13 protein-coding genes are annotated in these 18,234 nt (G+C 49.8%); 7 read left to right on the top strand and 6 right to left on the bottom strand.

Going from position 1 to position 18,234, the window contains the following annotated elements:
* Nucleotides 1-209: 209 nt before the first annotated feature.
* From Q0V82_RS04030 to Q0V82_RS04005, 6 genes are all read right to left on the bottom strand, one after another.
* On the bottom strand, nt 210-2,774 hold the full coding sequence (locus tag Q0V82_RS04030; RefSeq protein WP_297572927.1) for a [protein-PII] uridylyltransferase: 2,565 nt from the start codon (nt 2,772-2,774) through the stop codon (nt 210-212).
* A 150-nt stretch (nt 2,775-2,924) separates the two neighbouring features.
* The gene (gene map, locus Q0V82_RS04025; protein WP_297572925.1) at nt 2,925-3,734 is read right to left on the bottom strand and encodes a type I methionyl aminopeptidase; all 810 of its coding nucleotides are present in this window, start codon (nt 3,732-3,734) and stop codon (nt 2,925-2,927) included.
* Between the two features lie 259 nt (nt 3,735-3,993).
* Nucleotides 3,994-4,257, bottom strand: coding sequence for a cell division topological specificity factor MinE (gene minE, locus Q0V82_RS04020; RefSeq protein WP_297572923.1), 264 nt, complete (start codon nt 4,255-4,257; stop codon nt 3,994-3,996).
* A 3-nt stretch (nt 4,258-4,260) separates the two neighbouring features.
* Nucleotides 4,261-5,070, bottom strand: coding sequence for a septum site-determining protein MinD (minD, locus tag Q0V82_RS04015; protein ID WP_297572921.1), 810 nt, complete (start codon nt 5,068-5,070; stop codon nt 4,261-4,263).
* Nucleotides 5,071-5,096: 26 nt separating this feature from the next.
* On the bottom strand, nt 5,097-5,813 hold the full coding sequence (minC, locus tag Q0V82_RS04010; RefSeq protein WP_297572919.1) for a septum site-determining protein MinC: 717 nt from the start codon (nt 5,811-5,813) through the stop codon (nt 5,097-5,099).
* Between the two features lie 147 nt (nt 5,814-5,960).
* Nucleotides 5,961-6,779: a pyruvate, water dikinase regulatory protein gene (locus Q0V82_RS04005; RefSeq protein ID WP_297572917.1), complete on the bottom strand. Its 819-nt coding sequence runs from the start codon at nt 6,777-6,779 to the stop codon at nt 5,961-5,963.
* 143 nt (nt 6,780-6,922) lie between these two features.
* Between Q0V82_RS04005 and ppsA the strand changes: the two genes are divergently transcribed.
* The 7 genes from ppsA to Q0V82_RS03970 all read left to right on the top strand — a co-directional run bounded on the left by ppsA (nt 6,923) and on the right by Q0V82_RS03970 (nt 18,225).
* The gene (gene ppsA / locus Q0V82_RS04000) at nt 6,923-9,295 is read left to right on the top strand and encodes a phosphoenolpyruvate synthase (protein WP_297572915.1); all 2,373 of its coding nucleotides are present in this window, start codon (nt 6,923-6,925) and stop codon (nt 9,293-9,295) included.
* 166 nt (nt 9,296-9,461) lie between these two features.
* Nucleotides 9,462-10,622, top strand: coding sequence for a non-hydrolyzing UDP-N-acetylglucosamine 2-epimerase (wecB, locus tag Q0V82_RS03995; RefSeq protein WP_297572914.1), 1,161 nt, complete (start codon nt 9,462-9,464; stop codon nt 10,620-10,622).
* Entirely contained in the window at nt 10,619-12,082 is a 1,464-nt protein-coding gene (locus Q0V82_RS03990) for a glycosyl transferase family protein (protein WP_297572911.1), read from the top strand. The genes wecB and Q0V82_RS03990 overlap by 4 nt, the downstream gene beginning before the upstream one ends.
* Before the next feature lie 40 nt (nt 12,083-12,122).
* Nucleotides 12,123-14,543, top strand: coding sequence for a hypothetical protein (locus Q0V82_RS03985; RefSeq protein WP_297572909.1), 2,421 nt, complete (start codon nt 12,123-12,125; stop codon nt 14,541-14,543).
* Entirely contained in the window at nt 14,540-15,499 is a 960-nt protein-coding gene (locus Q0V82_RS03980) for a DUF4434 domain-containing protein (RefSeq protein ID WP_297572907.1), read from the top strand. The genes Q0V82_RS03985 and Q0V82_RS03980 overlap by 4 nt, the downstream gene beginning before the upstream one ends.
* 214 nt (nt 15,500-15,713) lie before the next feature.
* Entirely contained in the window at nt 15,714-16,916 is a 1,203-nt protein-coding gene (locus Q0V82_RS03975) for an aspartate aminotransferase family protein (protein WP_297572905.1), read from the top strand.
* 379 nt (nt 16,917-17,295) lie between these two features.
* The gene (locus Q0V82_RS03970) at nt 17,296-18,225 is read left to right on the top strand and encodes a branched-chain amino acid ABC transporter permease (protein ID WP_182075037.1); all 930 of its coding nucleotides are present in this window, start codon (nt 17,296-17,298) and stop codon (nt 18,223-18,225) included.
* Nucleotides 18,226-18,234: the final 9 nt, after the last annotated feature.

The raw sequence follows: 18,234 nt of genomic DNA, 5'->3' as shown, positions 1-18,234 counted from the left end.
CCGAGCGCGCCCAGCTCCGCTGTGCCCTCGATTGTCGTGAGCCAAACGATAAAACTGTTTGTCTCTCTCCGCACTCGGTGCGCTTAGACGGGATTTAAAGCCCCAGCTCGACGAGCGCGGCACAGCATCAGCACCAAATCCAGATAAAGCCAGAATTAATGGGTATTGCCACACAATCAATGATTTATATTGCTTGCATGGCAATACCCTTATTTTTCGCTCAGCGTTTGCAGTAATTCACTTTCTAGCTGCAAAACAAATTTAGCGTCGTTAAGAACGCGGCCGGAGATTAAAAAATTATCTTCGGCGCGCTCGCCCAAGGTCATAATTTTGGCTGATTGAATCTCGATGCGATTGGCGGCCAAAATGCGCGCAATGGTCGAGAGCAGGCCCGGTCGATCGCCAGCAACCACCGATAGAATCGAATATTTGCCTTTTTCGTCCGGGCGAATTTGCACGTGCGTTTTAACTGGAAAGTGTTTTAGCTGGCGTGAAATCCGGCCGGTGAGTTTGGCTGGCGCGGGTTTGCGTTGATTGAGCACTTCGCTGAGCTCAAATTCAACGTAATTTATTAAATCGCGATACGAAATATGCTGACTATCGGGAATGAATACGTAGAAAGTATCGAGCGCATAGCCGTGATGCGTGGTGTGGATTTGTGCGTCAAAAATTGAATAACCAGCGCGCTCAAAAAAGCTGCAAATATGCACAAACAAATCCGCTTGATCGGGGCCGTAGACTAACACTTGCAGACCTTCGCCGGATTCGGAGAGTTTGGCGCGCACTTGAATGTCGTCGCAATGCGTTCGCGCAAACAGCATTCGGGTGTGCCAAGCAATGTCGCGCGCGTCGTGGCGTAAGAAGTACACCGTATCGAGTAAGCGCCAGAATGGATCGTGCGCATCATTGCGTAATCCATACAGTCGTAACAGTCGCAATGCCTCTTCTTGCCGCTCGCTGAGCCATGAATGGCCACTTTGCTGGTTCAAAAAGCGCTGTGTGCCTTTAAATAAATCTTCGAGCAGTTTGGCTTTCCACGCATTCCAAACTTTGGGGCTGGTGCCGCGAATATCAGCCACCGTTAGTAAATACAGCGCATTCAAATGGCGCTCGTCGCCAACTAGAGCGGCAAATTCGGTGATGACGTCAGGGTCGTACACGTCTTGTTTTTGCGCGATCGACGACATGGTTAAGTGATGCCGAACTAGCCACACAATCAAATCGGTGTCGGCGGCGGGCAAGGGGTGGCGCTCGCACCATTCGCGGGTAATGGTTTCGCCCAGTTGTGAATGATCGCCGCCACGGCCTTTGCCAATATCATGAAATAGCGCGGCTAAATACAGCACTTCAGGGTGGGCAAATTCCTCGATTAGTCGCGAGCACAGCGGGTATTCATGGGTGAAGGCCGGAACGGCAAAGCGGCGCATATTACGCAGCACCATCAAAATATGCTCGTCAACGGTATACACATGAAATAAATCATGTTGCATCCGGCCAACAATATCGCCAAATTCCGGAATGTAGCGGCCCAAAACACCGTATTGATTCATCCGCCGCAATACGCGGGTTAAGCCGCGAGGCTCTCTAAATAGCGCGATAAACAGTTGCTTATTGTGCGGGTTGTGCAAAAAGTCGTCGTTAATTAAGTCGCGGGCATGCCATAGTGCGCGCAGGGTTTCTGGCGCAATGTCGCTGGCTTCGCGGCGTTGTTCTAGATGCAAGAATAGCGCCAAGATCGCCGATGGATTTTTGGTGAATAATTCGGGATCGTAAATCGCCAGTAAGCCATCGCGAATATAAAAATCTGCATTAATTGGCGTGGTATTGCTGAGGTAGGAATAAATTCTTTGCCGTAAAGCATGCACCAGCACCGGCACCAATTGGGTGATGATGCGGGCGGCCAAATAATATTCAGCCATAAAAGCTTCGCTGGCGCGCTGCGTGATTCGGCCGGCGGTAGAGATGTCATCAAAGCCAAAGTCTTTGGCCAGCGCGTGCTGGTAATCAAATAAAATCCGGTCTTCGCGGCGTTTGGCGCGCCAGTGTAGTGCAATCCGATAGGTGCGCAGCACGCGCTCGGCTTCGCACAGCTTACGGTTTTCTTCCGGGGTGAGCATGCTGAGCGCCGCTAGCGCATGCCAGTCGCGGCCAAGGCGTTGGCTGGCAGCAATCCAGCCAATTAGATGCAAATCACGCAGGCCGCCAGGCGCTTCTTTGATATTGGGTTCAAGTTTGTAAGTAGCGTTTTGAAAGCGGCCGTAGCGCGCTTGTTGCTCGATCAGTTTGGCTTCAAAAAATTCTTTTGGGTCGATGTGGCGATGTACCGTATCCATAAAATCATGAAAGCGCTGCCTGTCCCCAGTGAGCGGCCGTGTTTCAAGCAATGCAGTTTGCACGGTGATATCGCGCTCGGCTTCATACAGGCAGTCGGTGGTGGTGCGCACCGAATGGCCAACCTCGATGCCAATATCCCATAGCTCACCGACGAGAACTTCGAGTTTTTCTAGTAAGCCAGCACTGGGCTGCTCGGGCAGTAAAATCAATAGATCGATGTCTGAATAAGGGTATAGCTCGCCACGTCCGTAGCCGCCTACAGCGCAGAGCAATACATCGCTAGTAAATTCATGTCTATCCCATAGCTCGATCAGGGTGGCATCGGTGAGATTCGATAGCGAATTGAGTAAGGGGGGCGCTTTGGTGGGTTCAGAAAAACGCTCGCGCAGTGCGAGTTTAGCAAGGGCATATGATTCACGAATCGCACTGACCGAACGCATGACGATAAACTCCAAACGACAACACTGTGAGTGCCTGATATTACAAGGCACGCTAGCGCCGCATTGCCTTTAGTCTGGGGCAGGCGCTGGCGTGATTAAATCAGGGTGTGGTTTTGATTTAAAAACGCCCTCAATTGAGGGCGTTTAGAATTAAGCGAGCAGGTATTTCTCTGGACGCGGCGGCGTGCCTGCCGATACGGTCAATACCTCGTAACCGGTTTCGGTAACCAATACGGTGTGTTCCCATTGTGCGGACAAGCTACGATCTTTAGTCACAATCGTCCAGCCATCGCTCATTTGTTTGATTTCACGCTTGCCAGCGTTAATCATTGGCTCAATGGTAAAAATCATACCGGCTTTGAGTTCAACGCCGGTGCCAGCCTTGCCGTAATGCAATACTTGCGGCTCTTCATGAAATACCGCGCCAATGCCGTGGCCACAAAATTCACGCACCACCGAATAACCGGCTTTTTCGGCGTATTTTTGAATTGCCGCGCCAATATCGCCCAAACGAGCGCCGGGTTTGACTTGATCAATCCCAATCCACATGCAGTCAAAAGTGATTTGTGATAAACGCTTGGCGTAGGTAGCGACATTGTCGCCAACCATATACATGCGGCTATTGTCACCGTGATAGCCGTCTTTGATGACGGTAATGTCCAGATTCACCACGTCGCCATTTTTAAGTGGCTTGCTGTTTGGAATGCCGTGGCAGATGACATTATTCACCGAAGTGCAAATTGATTTCGGGTAGGGTATATAGCCAGGTGGGCAGTAGTTTAATGGCGCGGGGATAGTACCCTGCACATTAACCATGTATTCATAGCATAAACGATCGATTTCTTCGGTGGTGACACCCGGTTGAATAAACGGGGTGATGTAGTCGAGCACTTCGCTGCCAAGACGGCCCGCAATGCGCATTTTTTCTATTTCTTCGGCAGTTTTAATGGTAATTGTCATACAAGCCTTGAGTTGCTGCGCGCCGCTTACGCCGCGCGAGATGAGTTTGATTTAACGCAAGTATAACATTGCCCGCGCCGCTGCGGATTGAAGACCCCTCGCGCATTGTGGATCCGTAGTGCGCACGCGTGTGCGGCAAGTATGAAAAAACCCAGCATAAGCTGGGTTTGCTGGGGTGCAGATACGCACCTTTGGGTCGGCAGGGGCGGGCTGTGGACTGCTGGCCGCGTTCCGATCCAAAGCGGTGGCTGCCGCGCGCTTACTTTGCTTTGTGCTCAGGCAGTACGATGTTCAATTCAAGCACTTCAAAATCATCTTTGCGTTCAAGTTGAATTTGAATGTCGTCTGGATTGATCGCCACGTATTTAGAAATGACTTCTAATAGTTCGCGCTGCAATTGCGGCAAATAATCTGGCGTACTGTTGGTGCTGCTGCGCTCGTGCGCCAGAATAATTTGTAAACGTTCACGGGCAACGCTGGCGGTTTTTTTCTTTTCGCCAAAAAAATAACTCAAAATAGACATCAATTAACCCCCAAACAACCGTTTCCAGAACGGTGCCTTTGGTACTTCAACAAAACGCATTGGCTTGGTTTCACCAAGAAAGCGGGCCACCACGTCTTTATACGCTTCAGACACGTCCGAACCGGCATTGTGAATGGCTGGCGTGCCCGAGTTTGAAGCTTGTAACACGGTTTCAGATTCTGGCACGATGCCGATTAATGGAATGCGCAATAGATGTTGCACGTCGTCCAGCGACAGCATTTCGCCGCTTTCTACGCGAGCTGGGCTGTAGCGGGTAATCAGTAAATGCGTTTTGACTGAGCCGCCGTCTTCAGCGCGTTTGGATTTGGCATCCAAAATACCAATAATCCGATCCGAGTCACGCACGGAAGAGACTTCTGGGTTGGTGACCACAATCGCTTCGTCGGCAAAGTACAAGGCCAAAAACGCGCCAGTTTCGATGCCGGCGGGGCTGTCGCAAATGATGTAATCAAAACCATCATGCTCGAGCTCTTTGAGGACTTTTTCTACGCCTTCTTTGGAAAGCGCGTCTTTGTCGCGCGTTTGTGAAGCCGGCAAAACATATAGATTGTCGCAGTTTTTGTCTTTAATCAGCGCTTGGCGCAGATTGGCTTCGCCTTGAACGACGTTGACAAAGTCGTACACCACGCGTCGCTCGCAACCCATGATTAGGTCTAGGTTGCGTAAGCCCACATCAAAATCGATGACGGCGGTTTTAAAACCACGTAAGGCGAGGCCCGAGGCGAAGCTAGCGCTGGTTGTGGTTTTACCAACGCCACCTTTGCCGGATGTTATTACTACGATTTTTGCCACGGAAATCCCCTGCAAATAAAATAAGTTTAATTGGTTTGAGTGAGTGCTTCGATCACGAGTTTGTCTTGATCGAGGTAAATCTGGCTTGGTTTGCCGGCAATAGAGTCCGGTAGGTTTTCATCGAGCGAGCGATAAATGCCGGCAATGGAAACCAATTCAGCTTCCATGCAGGTGGTGAAAATTCTCGCCTGGGTGTCGCCGCGCGCACCGGCTAAAGCACGGCCACGCAGTGGGGCGTAAACATGGATATTGCCATCGGCAATGACTTCCGCACCGTGAGACACCAAGGCCAATACGATTAAGTCGCAACCTTTGGCATACACCTGTTGTCCGGTTCGGACTGGGCGATGAATAATCATTGCCGATGGTGTGGCGATGGTTTCAACCACGGCGGGGGTGTGCGTGATGCTGCTGTCTTGCAGTACCATCAGTCCGGCTTCTTGGGCGGCAACTTGTTGATCGATCGAGCCGCCTTGGGCTGCAATCGGCCTGAGCTGAAATTGGCGTAGTACATTGACCAGTGCTGCGATGTCTATTGCCGATGGAATCGATTTAAGCTGGCTAAAGTCAACGGCGATTTGCTCGTTGGATAGAAAATGTTCGCCGTCACCGAGCTGCTCTTGGAGGGCCAAAATTAATTTTTCTGGCTCGAGCGTGCTGGGCACAAAGGCGGTGAGTTTAGTGGTAGTGCTTTTAAACTCAAATACAGGTGCCGGATCATCGGCGTAAGCAAAACTGGTCATGGAGCTAGGGTCACAGCAGCGAAAGATCGCAGTTTACCGTCTCAGTGCAACACAAGGAAGCTGAGTTTGCGACTTCTGTAATCAATGCACCGTAAATTCAGGAAAAAAGCGGTTTTTAAGCTGAATCTGTGGTGCATTGATGTGGTTTTAGAAGGTTCGACGCTTGATGCCCGTGCGATGCATGATGGTGGTTGACAGCTCTTCAATCGACATGCGCGTGGTGTTGAGGTAGGGAACGCCCACGTGGCGCAAGAGTGCTTCGGCTTCGGCTACTTCAAACTGGCAAGTTTCAATTGAGCAATAACGGCTGTTGGGTTTTCTTTCTTCGCGAATCTGTTGTAAGCGTTCTGGCTCAATTGTAAGGCCGAATAATTTGTGTCGATATGGCAACAAAAGACGTGGCAAAGTGTGTTGGCCGAAGTCTTCTGGGGTGAGTGGATAGTTGGCCGCCTTGATGCCGAACTGCAAGGCCATATACAGGCAAGTGGGGGTTTTGCCAGAACGGGAGACGCCAACCAAAATTAGATCGGCTTCGGCCAAGTCACGCGGCATGATGCCGTCATCGTGATTGATTGAAAAATTAACCGCGTCTATTCGATTTTTGTATTCTTCAAAATTGCCAATCGAGTGCGAGCGGCCAATGGTGTGGGTGGATTCAATGCCTAGCTCTTCTTCGAGCGGGCCGATAAATTGTTCTAAAAAATCAACGGTTAAAGCGTCTTCGACGTGGATTTTTTCGCGTAAGATCGGGTCGACGATGGTGCTAAAAACCAGAGGTCGACAGCCATCGACCACGGCGTGGCGGCGGATGTCCAAGGCCACTTGCTCGGCTTTGGCCATGGTATCAACAAATGGCAAGGTGATTCGGTTGAAGTCAACGTCTTCAAATTGTGATAGCAATGAATGCCCTAAAATTTCGGCAGTAATCCCTGTTCGATCAGAGACAAAAAAAGCTGTTCGGCGCATATACCCCCCTTTGCAGCAGGATAACGTGCAATCATCAGGAAAACCAGTAAAGGTATTTCCTGACTTGGCTTTCGCGACCAAAAAGCTAAACTTGAGGGGATTTTTGCAATGCAGCATTCTTTAATTGTTAAGGGCCACGCCAGATGACTGAAAAATACGTACTCGATTTTGCTCAGCTACGCATGAATGACGTAGAAAAAGTGGGTGGGAAAAACGCCTCGTTGGGCGAAATGATTTCGCAGCTTAGCGAAAAAGGCGTACGCGTTCCCGGTGGTTTTGCCACCTCAGCCGAAGCGTATCGGGTCTTTCTGGCGCAAAACGGTTTGGCAGAACAGATTGATGAAATCCTCAGTACGCTAGACGTGGATGATGTGAAGCAATTGGCCGTGGTAGGTAAGCAAATCCGGGAATGGATTATGGCGACCCCGTTGCCCGCGCAACTAGAGGCTGAAATGGCCGAGCATTACGCGCGTTTGGGTGACAATGTCACCGTCGCGGTGCGTTCATCGGCAACGGCCGAAGATTTACCGGATGCGTCTTTTGCCGGCCAGCAAGAAACCTTTTTAAATATCGTCGGCTACCAAAATGTAGTGGATGCGATGAAGCATGTATTTGCTTCTTTATATAACGATAGAGCGATTGCGTATCGGGTGCATAAAGGCTTTGATCACAAAATTGTGGCGCTATCGGCCGGTATTCAGCGCATGGTGCGCTCGGATAAAGGCGCGGCAGGGGTGCTGTTTACCATTGATACCGAATCAGGTTTTGATCAGGTGGTGTTTGTTACCGCGTCGTATGGTTTGGGTGAAACCGTGGTGCAAGGCGCGGTCAATCCGGATGAGTTTTTTGTGCATAAACCGACCTTAGCGGCTGGTCGCCCAGCGATTGTGCGTCGCCATTTGGGGGGTAAGGCGCTGAAAATGGAGTTTGATACCGAATCGGTTGCTGGGAAATCGGTAAAAACCGTGCCAGTGAGTAAAGAGGAGCGCCATCAGTTCTCAATTACCGATGCCGAAGTGGAAGAGTTAGCGCGTTACGCGGTGATTATTGAACAGCATTATGGCCGTGCGATGGATGTGGAGTGGGGCCGTGATGGGATTGATGGCCAGTTGTATATCTTGCAAGCGCGTCCAGAGACCGTCAAATCTCAAGAATCGAGCTCAGATAAACTCACCAAGTTTCGGATGCTAGAAACCAGCCGCATCATGACTGAGGGTCGGGCCATTGGCCAGAAAATCGGCCAAGGTAAGGTGCGGATTATTCGTGATGTGTCCGAAATGGATCGGGTACAAGCTGGTGACGTATTGGTGTCGGACATGACCGACCCAGATTGGGAGCCAGTGATGAAGCGGGCGGCGGCGATTGTCACTAATCGTGGCGGTCGTACTTGCCACGCGGCCATTATCGCGCGTGAGTTGGGTATTCCAGCGGTGGTCGGTTGTGGTGATGCCACGCAAATGCTGAAAGAAGGCGATGAAGTGACTGTGTCGTGCTCGGAAGGCGATGCCGGCTTTGTGTATGAAGGCTTGCTCAAATTTGAACGACTGGACGTGGCGCTGCAAAGCTTGCCTGACGCGCCGGTTAAAATCATGATGAATGTGGGCAATCCTGAGCTGGCGTTTGACTTTTGCCAGTTGCCAAACGAAGGCGTGGGTTTAGCGCGTTTGGAATTCATTATTAATCGCATGATCGGGATTCATCCCAAAGCGCTGCTGGCTTACCCTAATTTGGCCGAGCCGCTGAAATCACAAGTTGAAGAGCGCATCGCAGGCTATCGCTCAGCGATTGATTTTTATATCGATAAAATTGCCGAAGGGATTGCGACTTTAGGTGCGGCGTTTTATCCGAAAAAAGTCATTGTGCGCTTGTCTGATTTTAAATCGAATGAATATGCCAATCTGCTCGGTGGTGCTGAGTATGAGCCACACGAAGAAAACCCAATGATTGGCTTTCGCGGGGCGGCCCGTTATGTCGATAAATCATTCCGTGATTGTTTTGAATTGGAATGCCGCGCAGTTAAAAAAGTCCGCGATGTGATGGGGCTGACCAATATTGAAGTGATGATTCCATTTGTGCGCACACTCAATGAAGCCGAGTGCGTGATTGAGCTACTGGAACGCAATGGCTTAAAACGCGGCGAGAACGGTCTACGCGTGATCATGATGTGTGAAATTCCTGCTAATGCCGTGTTAGCTGAGCAATTTTTGCAGTATTTTGATGGCTTCTCGATTGGCTCGAATGATATGACGCAATTGACCCTAGGGATTGATCGCGATTCAGGTGGCCCAGTGTCAACCAGCTTTGACGAGCGCAATGAGGCGGTGAAAGCAATGCTGTCGATGTCGATTAAAGCTTGCCGTAAATTGGGTAAATACGTGGGGATTTGCGGTCAAGGCCCGTCTGATCATCCTGACTTCGCCCAGTGGTTGGTCGAAGAGGGAATTGAGACGATTTCGCTCAACCCAGATACTGTGATTGAAACGTGGTTGTTCTTGGCCAATGGTGGCAAGGCTTAATACGGCGTAGTTATGGCTTTGTTTTTTCCGATAAATACCGGCAAGCGCTACGCTGCCGGTATTTTTTTGCCGCGTGGCGGTGTGAATAATTTTGCTGAAATGAGTGCTGATACTTTACTTACTTAAACTAAAATGTATTTACATATTTAATTCAGGTATACATGCAATGAGCTTACACCAACCAGCAAAACAGCAAAAAAAGAAAGTGCTCTGTGTTTTTGGTACTCGCCCTGAGGCCATTAAGATGGCACCGCTGGTTTTGGCTTTGCAGGCCAATAGCGAAATTGAGTGCCGAGTGTGTGTGACGGCACAGCATCGGGAAATGCTCGATCAAGTGATGCATTTATTTGGCCTAGAGGCCGATTACGATTTGAATTTAATGCAGCCTGGACAAAATCTGACTGACTTGACGGCGCGGGCATTGCAGGGCGTGCGCGATGTGTTGGTGGCTTATCAACCGGATTTAGTGTTGGTGCATGGCGATACCACCACCACATTGGCGGCGGGACTGGCGGCGTTTTATCAGCATATTCCGGTTGGGCATGTAGAAGCCGGTTTGAGAACGGGCAATTTATACGCGCCGTGGCCCGAAGAGCTCAATCGCTCGGTGGTGGGCTTATTTGCCGCGCTGCATTTCGCGCCGACAGCAACGGCTGCCAATAATTTACTGCAGGCAGGGGTGGCACCAGAGTCGGTGTTTGTCACCGGCAATACGGTGCTCGATGCTTTGTTGCAAGTGAGTCAGCAAATTGATACTGATGCCGATTTGGCTTTGTCGCTTGCCGCTGATTTTGCTTTTTTAGATCCAAGTAAAAAACTGATTTTAGTCACCGGCCATCGGCGAGAAAATTTTGGCGATGGCTTTGTGCATATCTGCCAAGCATTGCGCCAGTTAGCCATGCGTGATGATGTGCAAATCGTGTATCCAGTGCATTTAAATCCACAGGTGCAAGCGCCGGTGAATGAAATTTTGCAATCATGCGCCAACGTGCATTTGATTGATCCGCAGACTTATTTGCCCTTTGTGTATTTATTAAAGCGCTCATTTTTGGTACTCACCGATAGCGGCGGCATTCAAGAAGAGGCCCCCACTTTAGGTAAACCAGTGTTGGTGATGCGCGAAACCACCGAGCGCCCAGAAGCGGTTGCTGCCGGCACCGCCAAGCTAGTAGGTACTGATGGCGAGCGGATTGTGGAGGCGGTGAGGCAGTTGCTCGATGAGCCTGCGGTGTATCAGGCGATGGCTCAGGCTAGCAATCCGTATGGTGATGGTCATGCGGCCAAGCGGATTGTTGATTTAATTGCGGCTTGGCAGGTGGCGCAGTGAGTTGGCTCGATGTTTTGGCGGCGTATTGGTTTTTGATCTCCTTATTATTGAAGTTGGGGATTGTGGTGATTTTTTTGAGCTCGCTCGATGATTTTTTTATTGATTGTCGCTATTGGGTATGGCGCTTTAAGCACCGAAAATCATGGCGTAGAAGTCAATACCTGCCTGAATATGCCGATGATTTGTATCAAGATGCGCAGCAAGCCATTGCCATTATGATTCCGGCTTGGCATGAAGCGCCGGTGATTCAGCGGATGGCCGATTATGCGGCGAGCACGTTTGACTACGACAATTATCATATTTTTGTCGGCACCTATCCCAATGATCCAGAAACGCAGGCTGAAGTGGACTTGGTGGCCAAAAAATACCCCAATGTCCACAAAGTCGTCACCTGTGATCCAGGGCCGACGACCAAGGCCGATTGCTTAAATCATGTGGTCGCTTTTATTCTTGATATGGAACAGCGAGAAGGGATTCACTTCACTTGCTTGGCGTATCACGATGCCGAAGACATGATTCATCCTTTGGAATTACGGGCGTTTAATCGCTTGGTGCCCCAATTTGATTTAGTGCAGCTGCCGGTGATGCCTTTGGCGCGATCTTGGCAAAATGTCGTCGGCAATCATTATGTCGATGAATTTGCTGAATGGCATGGCAAAGATATATTGGTAAGGCAATTACTCACCGGCCAAGTGCCCAGTGCGGGCGTGGGCACGGCATTTAGTCGTAAAGCCTTGGGTTTGCTGTCCGAAATCAATGGTGGGGTGGTGTTTGATACCGGCACGCTGACTGAAGATTATGAGATCGGTTTTCGCTTGCATGAAGTGGGTGCGCGCGAAATGATGCTGCATTATCAAGTCCAATTTAAAGGCGAAGCGCCGGCGTGGTTTGGCCGACGAGGCGTGCACGATATGATTTGTGTGCAGGAGTATTTTCCAAATCATCTGTGGCAAGCGATTCGACAAAAATCCAGATGGATTGTGGGTATTGTCTTCCAAGGCACAAAAAACTTGGGCTGGAGCGGTAAACCCCTAATGAAGTATATGTTGGCGCGAGATCGAAAAAGCGTGATCGCTTTTCCTTCCTTACTGATGGGTTATGTGATTGTGCTGACGGTTTTTCAGGCGTGGTTGCACCATGTGGCCAATCCCGAGTGGTGGACTTTTCCTGAGCTGATTGAGTCCGACAGTCGTTTGTGGATTTTGGTCGGGATTAATTTTTTCTTTATGCTGAATCGCGTGATGCAACGCTTTATTTTTACCCGGCGTTATTTTGGCTTTTGGCAAGGCTTGCAATCGCTGCCGCGAATGATTGTCGGTAATGTGATTAATATTGCCGCATTTTTTCGGGCGTTTTCTCAGGTAAGAAATAGTAATAAAACCGGTCGAGCCGTGCAGTGGGATAAAACCAGCCATGACTTTCCTGATTTACACGCGGGAGAACCGGATGATAAAAAATAAATCGATTAGCGCTGTGTCCTTTTTGTGCATGGCATTGGGTTTGAGTTCGCCCGTAAAAGCCAGTTGGCTGGGGGATGAATGGCGTGAGTTTAGAACGTATCCGCGCATGGAAAAAGCCTATCAGCGCTTAGATAAGGGCGATTACGCGGGGGCTCGGCAATGGTTTGAAGAGGTTTATAAAATTGATCCACACCAAAGAAAAGCGACGTTAGCATTGGCTGAAGTGTGCTCGCGGCAGCAAGATGCGCAGTGCTTGAGTCGTTTGGGGAAAGATTGGCTGCACCGCGCGCCCAATGATGGCATGGGCTATTTATTGCAAGCGTGGAACGCTTATTTAAATCACGATGATGCTCGTCTATTGCAGCTTGCGCCTGAAGCCTTAAAACGTTCGGGCTTAACGCCTGTGGCGCGCAGTAAAGTGGCGGACGTTTGGATGAATGCAGCGGTACGACAAGGCAACGTGACGCAGATTCAACATGCTTTGGCGCAAATTGCGAAATATCAGATTACTTTGCCCCCAGCCTTGTTGACTCAGGTGGAGGCGGTGCTGCAATCGGCCAAGTCCAATCCGACTTTCTCCGCCAAGTTATTGCCATCGGCAATGCCGTCGATCGCGGCAACGATCAAGCCTAAAAAATCACCGCCAGTTGCGCAGCGTGCTCAACCCGCCACGCCGCGCGCATTGCAACCGGCCGCCCTTTTTCCGTATGCCGCATTGCCTGCCGCGCAGCGCGAAGCGAAAATCAGCGCCGATTTTTCGGCCTTAATGACCAAGCATCAAGACGTGGAACTACAGCGGCAGCTCGCTCAGTTAAGGCAAGCGCATTTATGGACCCCCGCCTTGGGTGAAACGCTGACTAATCTCTTGCAAGGGAAAAACTGTCCTTTGTTGTTGAGAGAGACGCCAGTGTCTAATTTGCCCAGTCAAACGACCGAGCGCAGCCAAATGGCGGCGGCCTATTGCAGTCGGGACAATTACCAACAGGCTGCGGCTTATTTTGCGGCAGCCAATCAACTGAGTGAGCTAAAAGGTCATGCATCAATCCCCGCAATGCAAGGTGAAGGTGAGGCGTTGCTGGCTAGTGGCGATGTCGCGCAAGGGATGCAGCGTTTAGATCAACGCTTGCAGTTGGAAATGAACGAATCGCAGGCGCGTGAATTGGCAAAACTAGCGCTGCAGCATCTCGATTTGGCGGTGAGTGCGGATATTGCGGCGCATTATCCCGATTATTTTCCGCCGGGTGAATTGGCGTTGGGGCGTGCAAGACAAGCTCGTCAACATGCAGATTTTGCGGCGGCAGATACCGCTTATCAAGAAGCCTTAGCCGCAAAGCCCAGTGCCTTGTTGTGGTACGAATACGCTGGTTTTTTGCAGCAATTGCAGCGCCATGAACAACAAGGTGCGGCATTGGCGCAGGCAGCCCAATTGGCACCGAACAACCCGCAGATTTTGGCTGAATATGGCTTTTGGTTGAAAGGCCAAGGCAAAGCAGAGCAAGCCTTAGCCTTATTTCGTGCCGCTTTGGCGCACGATGCCAATCGTAAAGAGCTCAGCCCTGAAATTGCGCAGCTTGAAATGGCCTTGGGGCAAACTGAGTTGGCCATTGCGGATTTACGCTTCAGTATTGATCACCAAGCCGAAATCCAAACTCGATTGGGCTTGGATGAGACGGCGATGCAAACGCAGCTGTTTGGTTGGCAACGCAATGTGCAAACTTTGGAAGACCGATGGAGTTGGTCTTTGGGTAGCCAGATTCGTTTGAATCAAGGTCCCGATGGCCAGCTGGTCAGTAGTCCAGTGCAATTTGCGCAATATGGTGGTGCGATCAATGCTGAGCTGGCATACCGGCTTGATCCGCTTATCGATGTGGCATTACCAACGAGCATTTTTGTTCGCAGTGATGCCAGCTTGCAAGATCAATCGTTAAAATTATTAAATCACAATGCCAATTTCAGCGTGGGCGTTCGCCAACGGCTATTAACAAATTATGTACTGATGGGGTCTGCTGAGTGGATTTACCGCGATGATGCAAAATATACGCAAGATATGATGCTGCGCTTATCGGGATCGCATTCAATCAATACCGATTGGCAGCCGGTTAAAGCGCAATGGACTTCGCTGAGCGTGTATGGGGATGCGGCATGGCTAGCTCGTGCCAATAGCTACTATTTAACTGGGGTGCTTGAAGTCGGTGAACACTATCGTTTAATCGATGCAGGTAAAACGACTTTAATGCCTTACATCAATAGCATGGTCGCTACGAATACGGATAATGACCAACATTCGACCGTGAGCCGATTTGATATTGGGGTAGGACTCGCCTTGATGACTTGGTTTGGTGGTGACCCTTGGCGGGCACCTGACCAGCAGCAAAGGATTGCAGTCGAGGTTCGGCAAGCGATTGGTGGTAATAGCGATGATCGATTCGCTGTTTTATTCCGTTGGAGCGTTACACATTGAAATGGATATGGGCTGTATCGACGTTAGTATTGAGTGCCGAGTTATTGGCTAGTTCCTGCCAAGAACCGGCGGTTAAAACAGTGATCTTGCAACCGTGGCAAAGTCAGTCTGAAGTCACTCCGGCCAACGCACGCCGAATTAATCGGCAGTTAGATGCGCAGGGTTTTGGGATTGTGCTGTTGCAATGGAGTCGCAGTGGGCAGGCTGAATTTTGGCCCAGTGATGGCTCGGGCTGGTTGCATAATCGTTTGCTGCTGAATGGGCATCGTAGTTACATCATGGGTCTGTACTCCGACCCGAGTTTTTTTAAAGCACTTGATTTGCCCGATAATAAATTAGAGGCGTATTTGTCAGGTTTGCGTGAATTGAGTCTTGCTGAGGCCAAAAAAATCATCGTGCAATCAAAGGTGAAAATAATTGGTTGGTATCTTCCCGAAGAAATTGATGATTTGAATTGGCGAACGCCAGCTAGACAAGCAATGTTGATGCGGCATTATCAAGCTATTTCGCGGGATTTAAAGGCGTTACGACCTGATTTGCCGGTGTACGCGAGCTCTTTTTTTGGCGGGTTTAGTCCACCCAAAGAATACGCAGAAATGCTGCGCTCATTACAGCAGCAAACTGGTATTCAATGGATGGTGCAAGGCGGGCAAGGCGTATTGCGTAAACCGCAGCCAGCGACGGCCTCCTATCTAAGTGCGGTGAATGCTGCGCTGCCACGGCAACAGTGGAGCGGCATTTTAGAGGTATTTACCGAGCAAGATAGCGCTAAGGCACAGCGTTTTTGTCCTGCTAACGTGTCTGAGGTCCAGCAAAGAAAAGCCGTTTGGTGTGCTGCAACAGGGTATTCGCCAACGGTGTATTTTTCACTCAATCAGTTAAGTGAGTCCATGTTGGGTATTGCGAATTCCGATTGCAAAATAGAATCGCTACATGGCCCAATTCACCGTCAATAGCGGCGGGCAGGGCGTTTTCGTAGCGGCGGTTATTTTCGCGAAGACAATGCTTGATTCGCCACGAAAATCACGCCAGCGCGGCGGAACACCAAGCGTCAATAGCGCGTATAAAAACACAGTGTTTATTTTTATACGCTTACTCCGCATATCCCGCTGGCGTCGTCTTAGTTTATCATCGAGTCATCGCTGATTTGATTTTTAAAGGAAGACTGCTATGGCTTTAACCCGCGCTGCTTTTGATCAATACATGGTGCCCAACTATGCACCCGCTGCATTTATACCTGTCCGTGGCTTAGCCAGCCGGGTTTGGGATCAATCGGGTAAAGAATATATCGATTTTGCTGGTGGTATTGCCGTGAATTCTTTGGGCCATTGCCACCCGGCATTGGTTGGCGCTTTAACTCAGCAGGCCAATCAACTGTGGCATGTCTCGAACGTGTTTACCAATGAGCCAGCGCTGGCATTGGCGCAAAAATTAGTCGATGCCACGTTTGCCGATAAAGTGTTTTTTTGCAATTCGGGTGCTGAAGCCAATGAAGCTGCGCTGAAATTAGCCCGCCGTGCGGCAATTGAGCAATTTGGCGAGCAAAAAAATAAAGTGCTTTCGGCACTCAGTAGCTTTCATGGGCGCACCTTTTTTACCGTGTGTGTGGGTGGTCAGCCTAAGTATTCAGATGGTTTTGGCCCTAAGCCCGCCGGCATTGAATACTTTGAATACAATAATTTAGCCGCGTTTAAAGCCTTGATTGACGACGACACTGCGTGCGTGATTTTAGAGCCGATTCAAGGTGAGGGTGGTGTCGTGCCTGCCGATGCAGCCTTTTTGCAAGGGGTGCGTGATTTATGTACGCAGCACAACGCCTATTTGATTTTTGATGAAGTGCAATCGGGGATGGGGCGCTCCGGTAGCTTGTTTGCGTATCAAGAATATGGCGTCGTGCCAGATATTTTGAGCAGTGCAAAAAGCTTAGGTGGCGGCTTCCCGATTGGGGCGATGCTGACAACGGCCGAGATTGCCAAATACTTGGTTGCTGGCACGCACGGCACTACTTATGGTGGCAATCCATTGGCGTGTGCCGTAGCAGGTGCGGTGATGGATGTGATTAACACGCCGGAAGTATTGGCGGGGGTAAAAACCAAACACGCACAGTTTGTTGCTGGTATTGCCGCGATCAATGCAAAGTATCCGGTGTTTAGTCAAGTGCGTGGTTTGGGTTTACTGATTGGTGCGGTTTTATCTGCAGCCTATCAAGACCGGGCGAAAGAAATTTTGAATATGGCGGCGCAACATGGCGTGATGGTGTTGATGGCCGGGCCGAATGTGATCCGTTTTGCCCCCTCTTTGGTGGTGAATGATGAAGAGATTACAACCGGCTTAGCGCGACTTGAAATCGCGATTGCACAGTTTGTTGCCTAGCACGTCATCGCTAAATTAATACTCAACCGCCCGATGGGCGGTTTTTTTATGTTGATTGATTGTGATGGTGTTTGGCACGATTAACGATGTATATCGCTGCCGCCCATATGAGTAATGGCCTGCTTATGAATACCCCATTAGCGCTGTCAATACATGGCAAACCAACATGATGACGTCATTAATAACGAAAGTGTAATAATCCGTAAGCATGGAGAGCTAGGGAAAACCGCAGTATTCCGCATCACCACAAACAGGTAATTTTCACGTTATCCAAACTGTTACGGTAGAATTTGGTGGTTACTGATACGTAGCATGGATAAATAAAACGGCGAAACACGCGTTTCGTTGTACGAATAGTCTTTTTAGGGACGGGCCTGCAGTGGATATTTTTCTCCAACAAATTATTAATGGGTTGGTAATCGGTAGCATTTATGCGCTGATTGCTTTGGGGTACACCATGGTGTACGGCATCATGCAATTGATTAATTTCGCGCATGGTGAAGTGGTGATGATTGGTGCAATGGTGACGATCACCTGCATCAATTTCTTATTAGGACATCATTTTAATTTATCGGGGCCGGCCCTGTTGTTGGTTGGCTTACTGATGGCGATACCGGTGTCGATGGTGCTTGGGTACACCATTGAAAAAGTAGCCTACCGGCCTTTGCGCCGTGCTCCTCGTTTGGCGCCGTTGATTACTGCGATTGGTGTGTCGATTGTGTTGCAACAATTGGCGATGCTGATTTGGGGTCGTAACTATCGTCCGTTCCCAGCGATTTTGCCGACCGAGGTGTATAGCATTGGCGGCGCTTCGATTACGCAAGTTCAAGTGGCGATTGTGGTTTTGACTTTGCTGCTGATGGCAGGCATGTATTTTCTGATTGAAAAAACCAAAATGGGCCGCGCGATGCGTGCCACAGCACAAAACCCAGAAGTAGCAAAATTAATGGGGGTGAATGTCAATCATATTATTTCAATGACGTTTGTGATCGGTTCGGCTTTGGGGGCGATGGCTGGTGTGATGGTCGCCGCCAATTATGATCAAGCGCACGCGTATATGGGCTTTATGATTGGTTTGAAGGCCTTTACTGCCGCAGTGCTCGGTGGCATTGGTAATTTAGGTGGCGCTGTTCTGGGCGGCTTATTACTGGGTGTGATTGAAAGCTTGGGTGCAGGTTATCTCGGTGATTTAACTGGCGGAGTCCTTGGCAGTAATTACAAAGACATTCTGGCATTTGTCGTTTTAATTCTAGTCTTGGTGTTCCGCCCTTCAGGTTTGATGGGTGAACGCGTTGCAGAACGTGCTTAAGCCGAGGTG

Source organism: uncultured Deefgea sp., from assembly GCF_947072475.1.
Lineage (GTDB): Bacteria > Pseudomonadota > Gammaproteobacteria > Burkholderiales > Chitinibacteraceae > Deefgea.
This window is presented reverse-complemented; position numbering and strand designations above follow the sequence as displayed.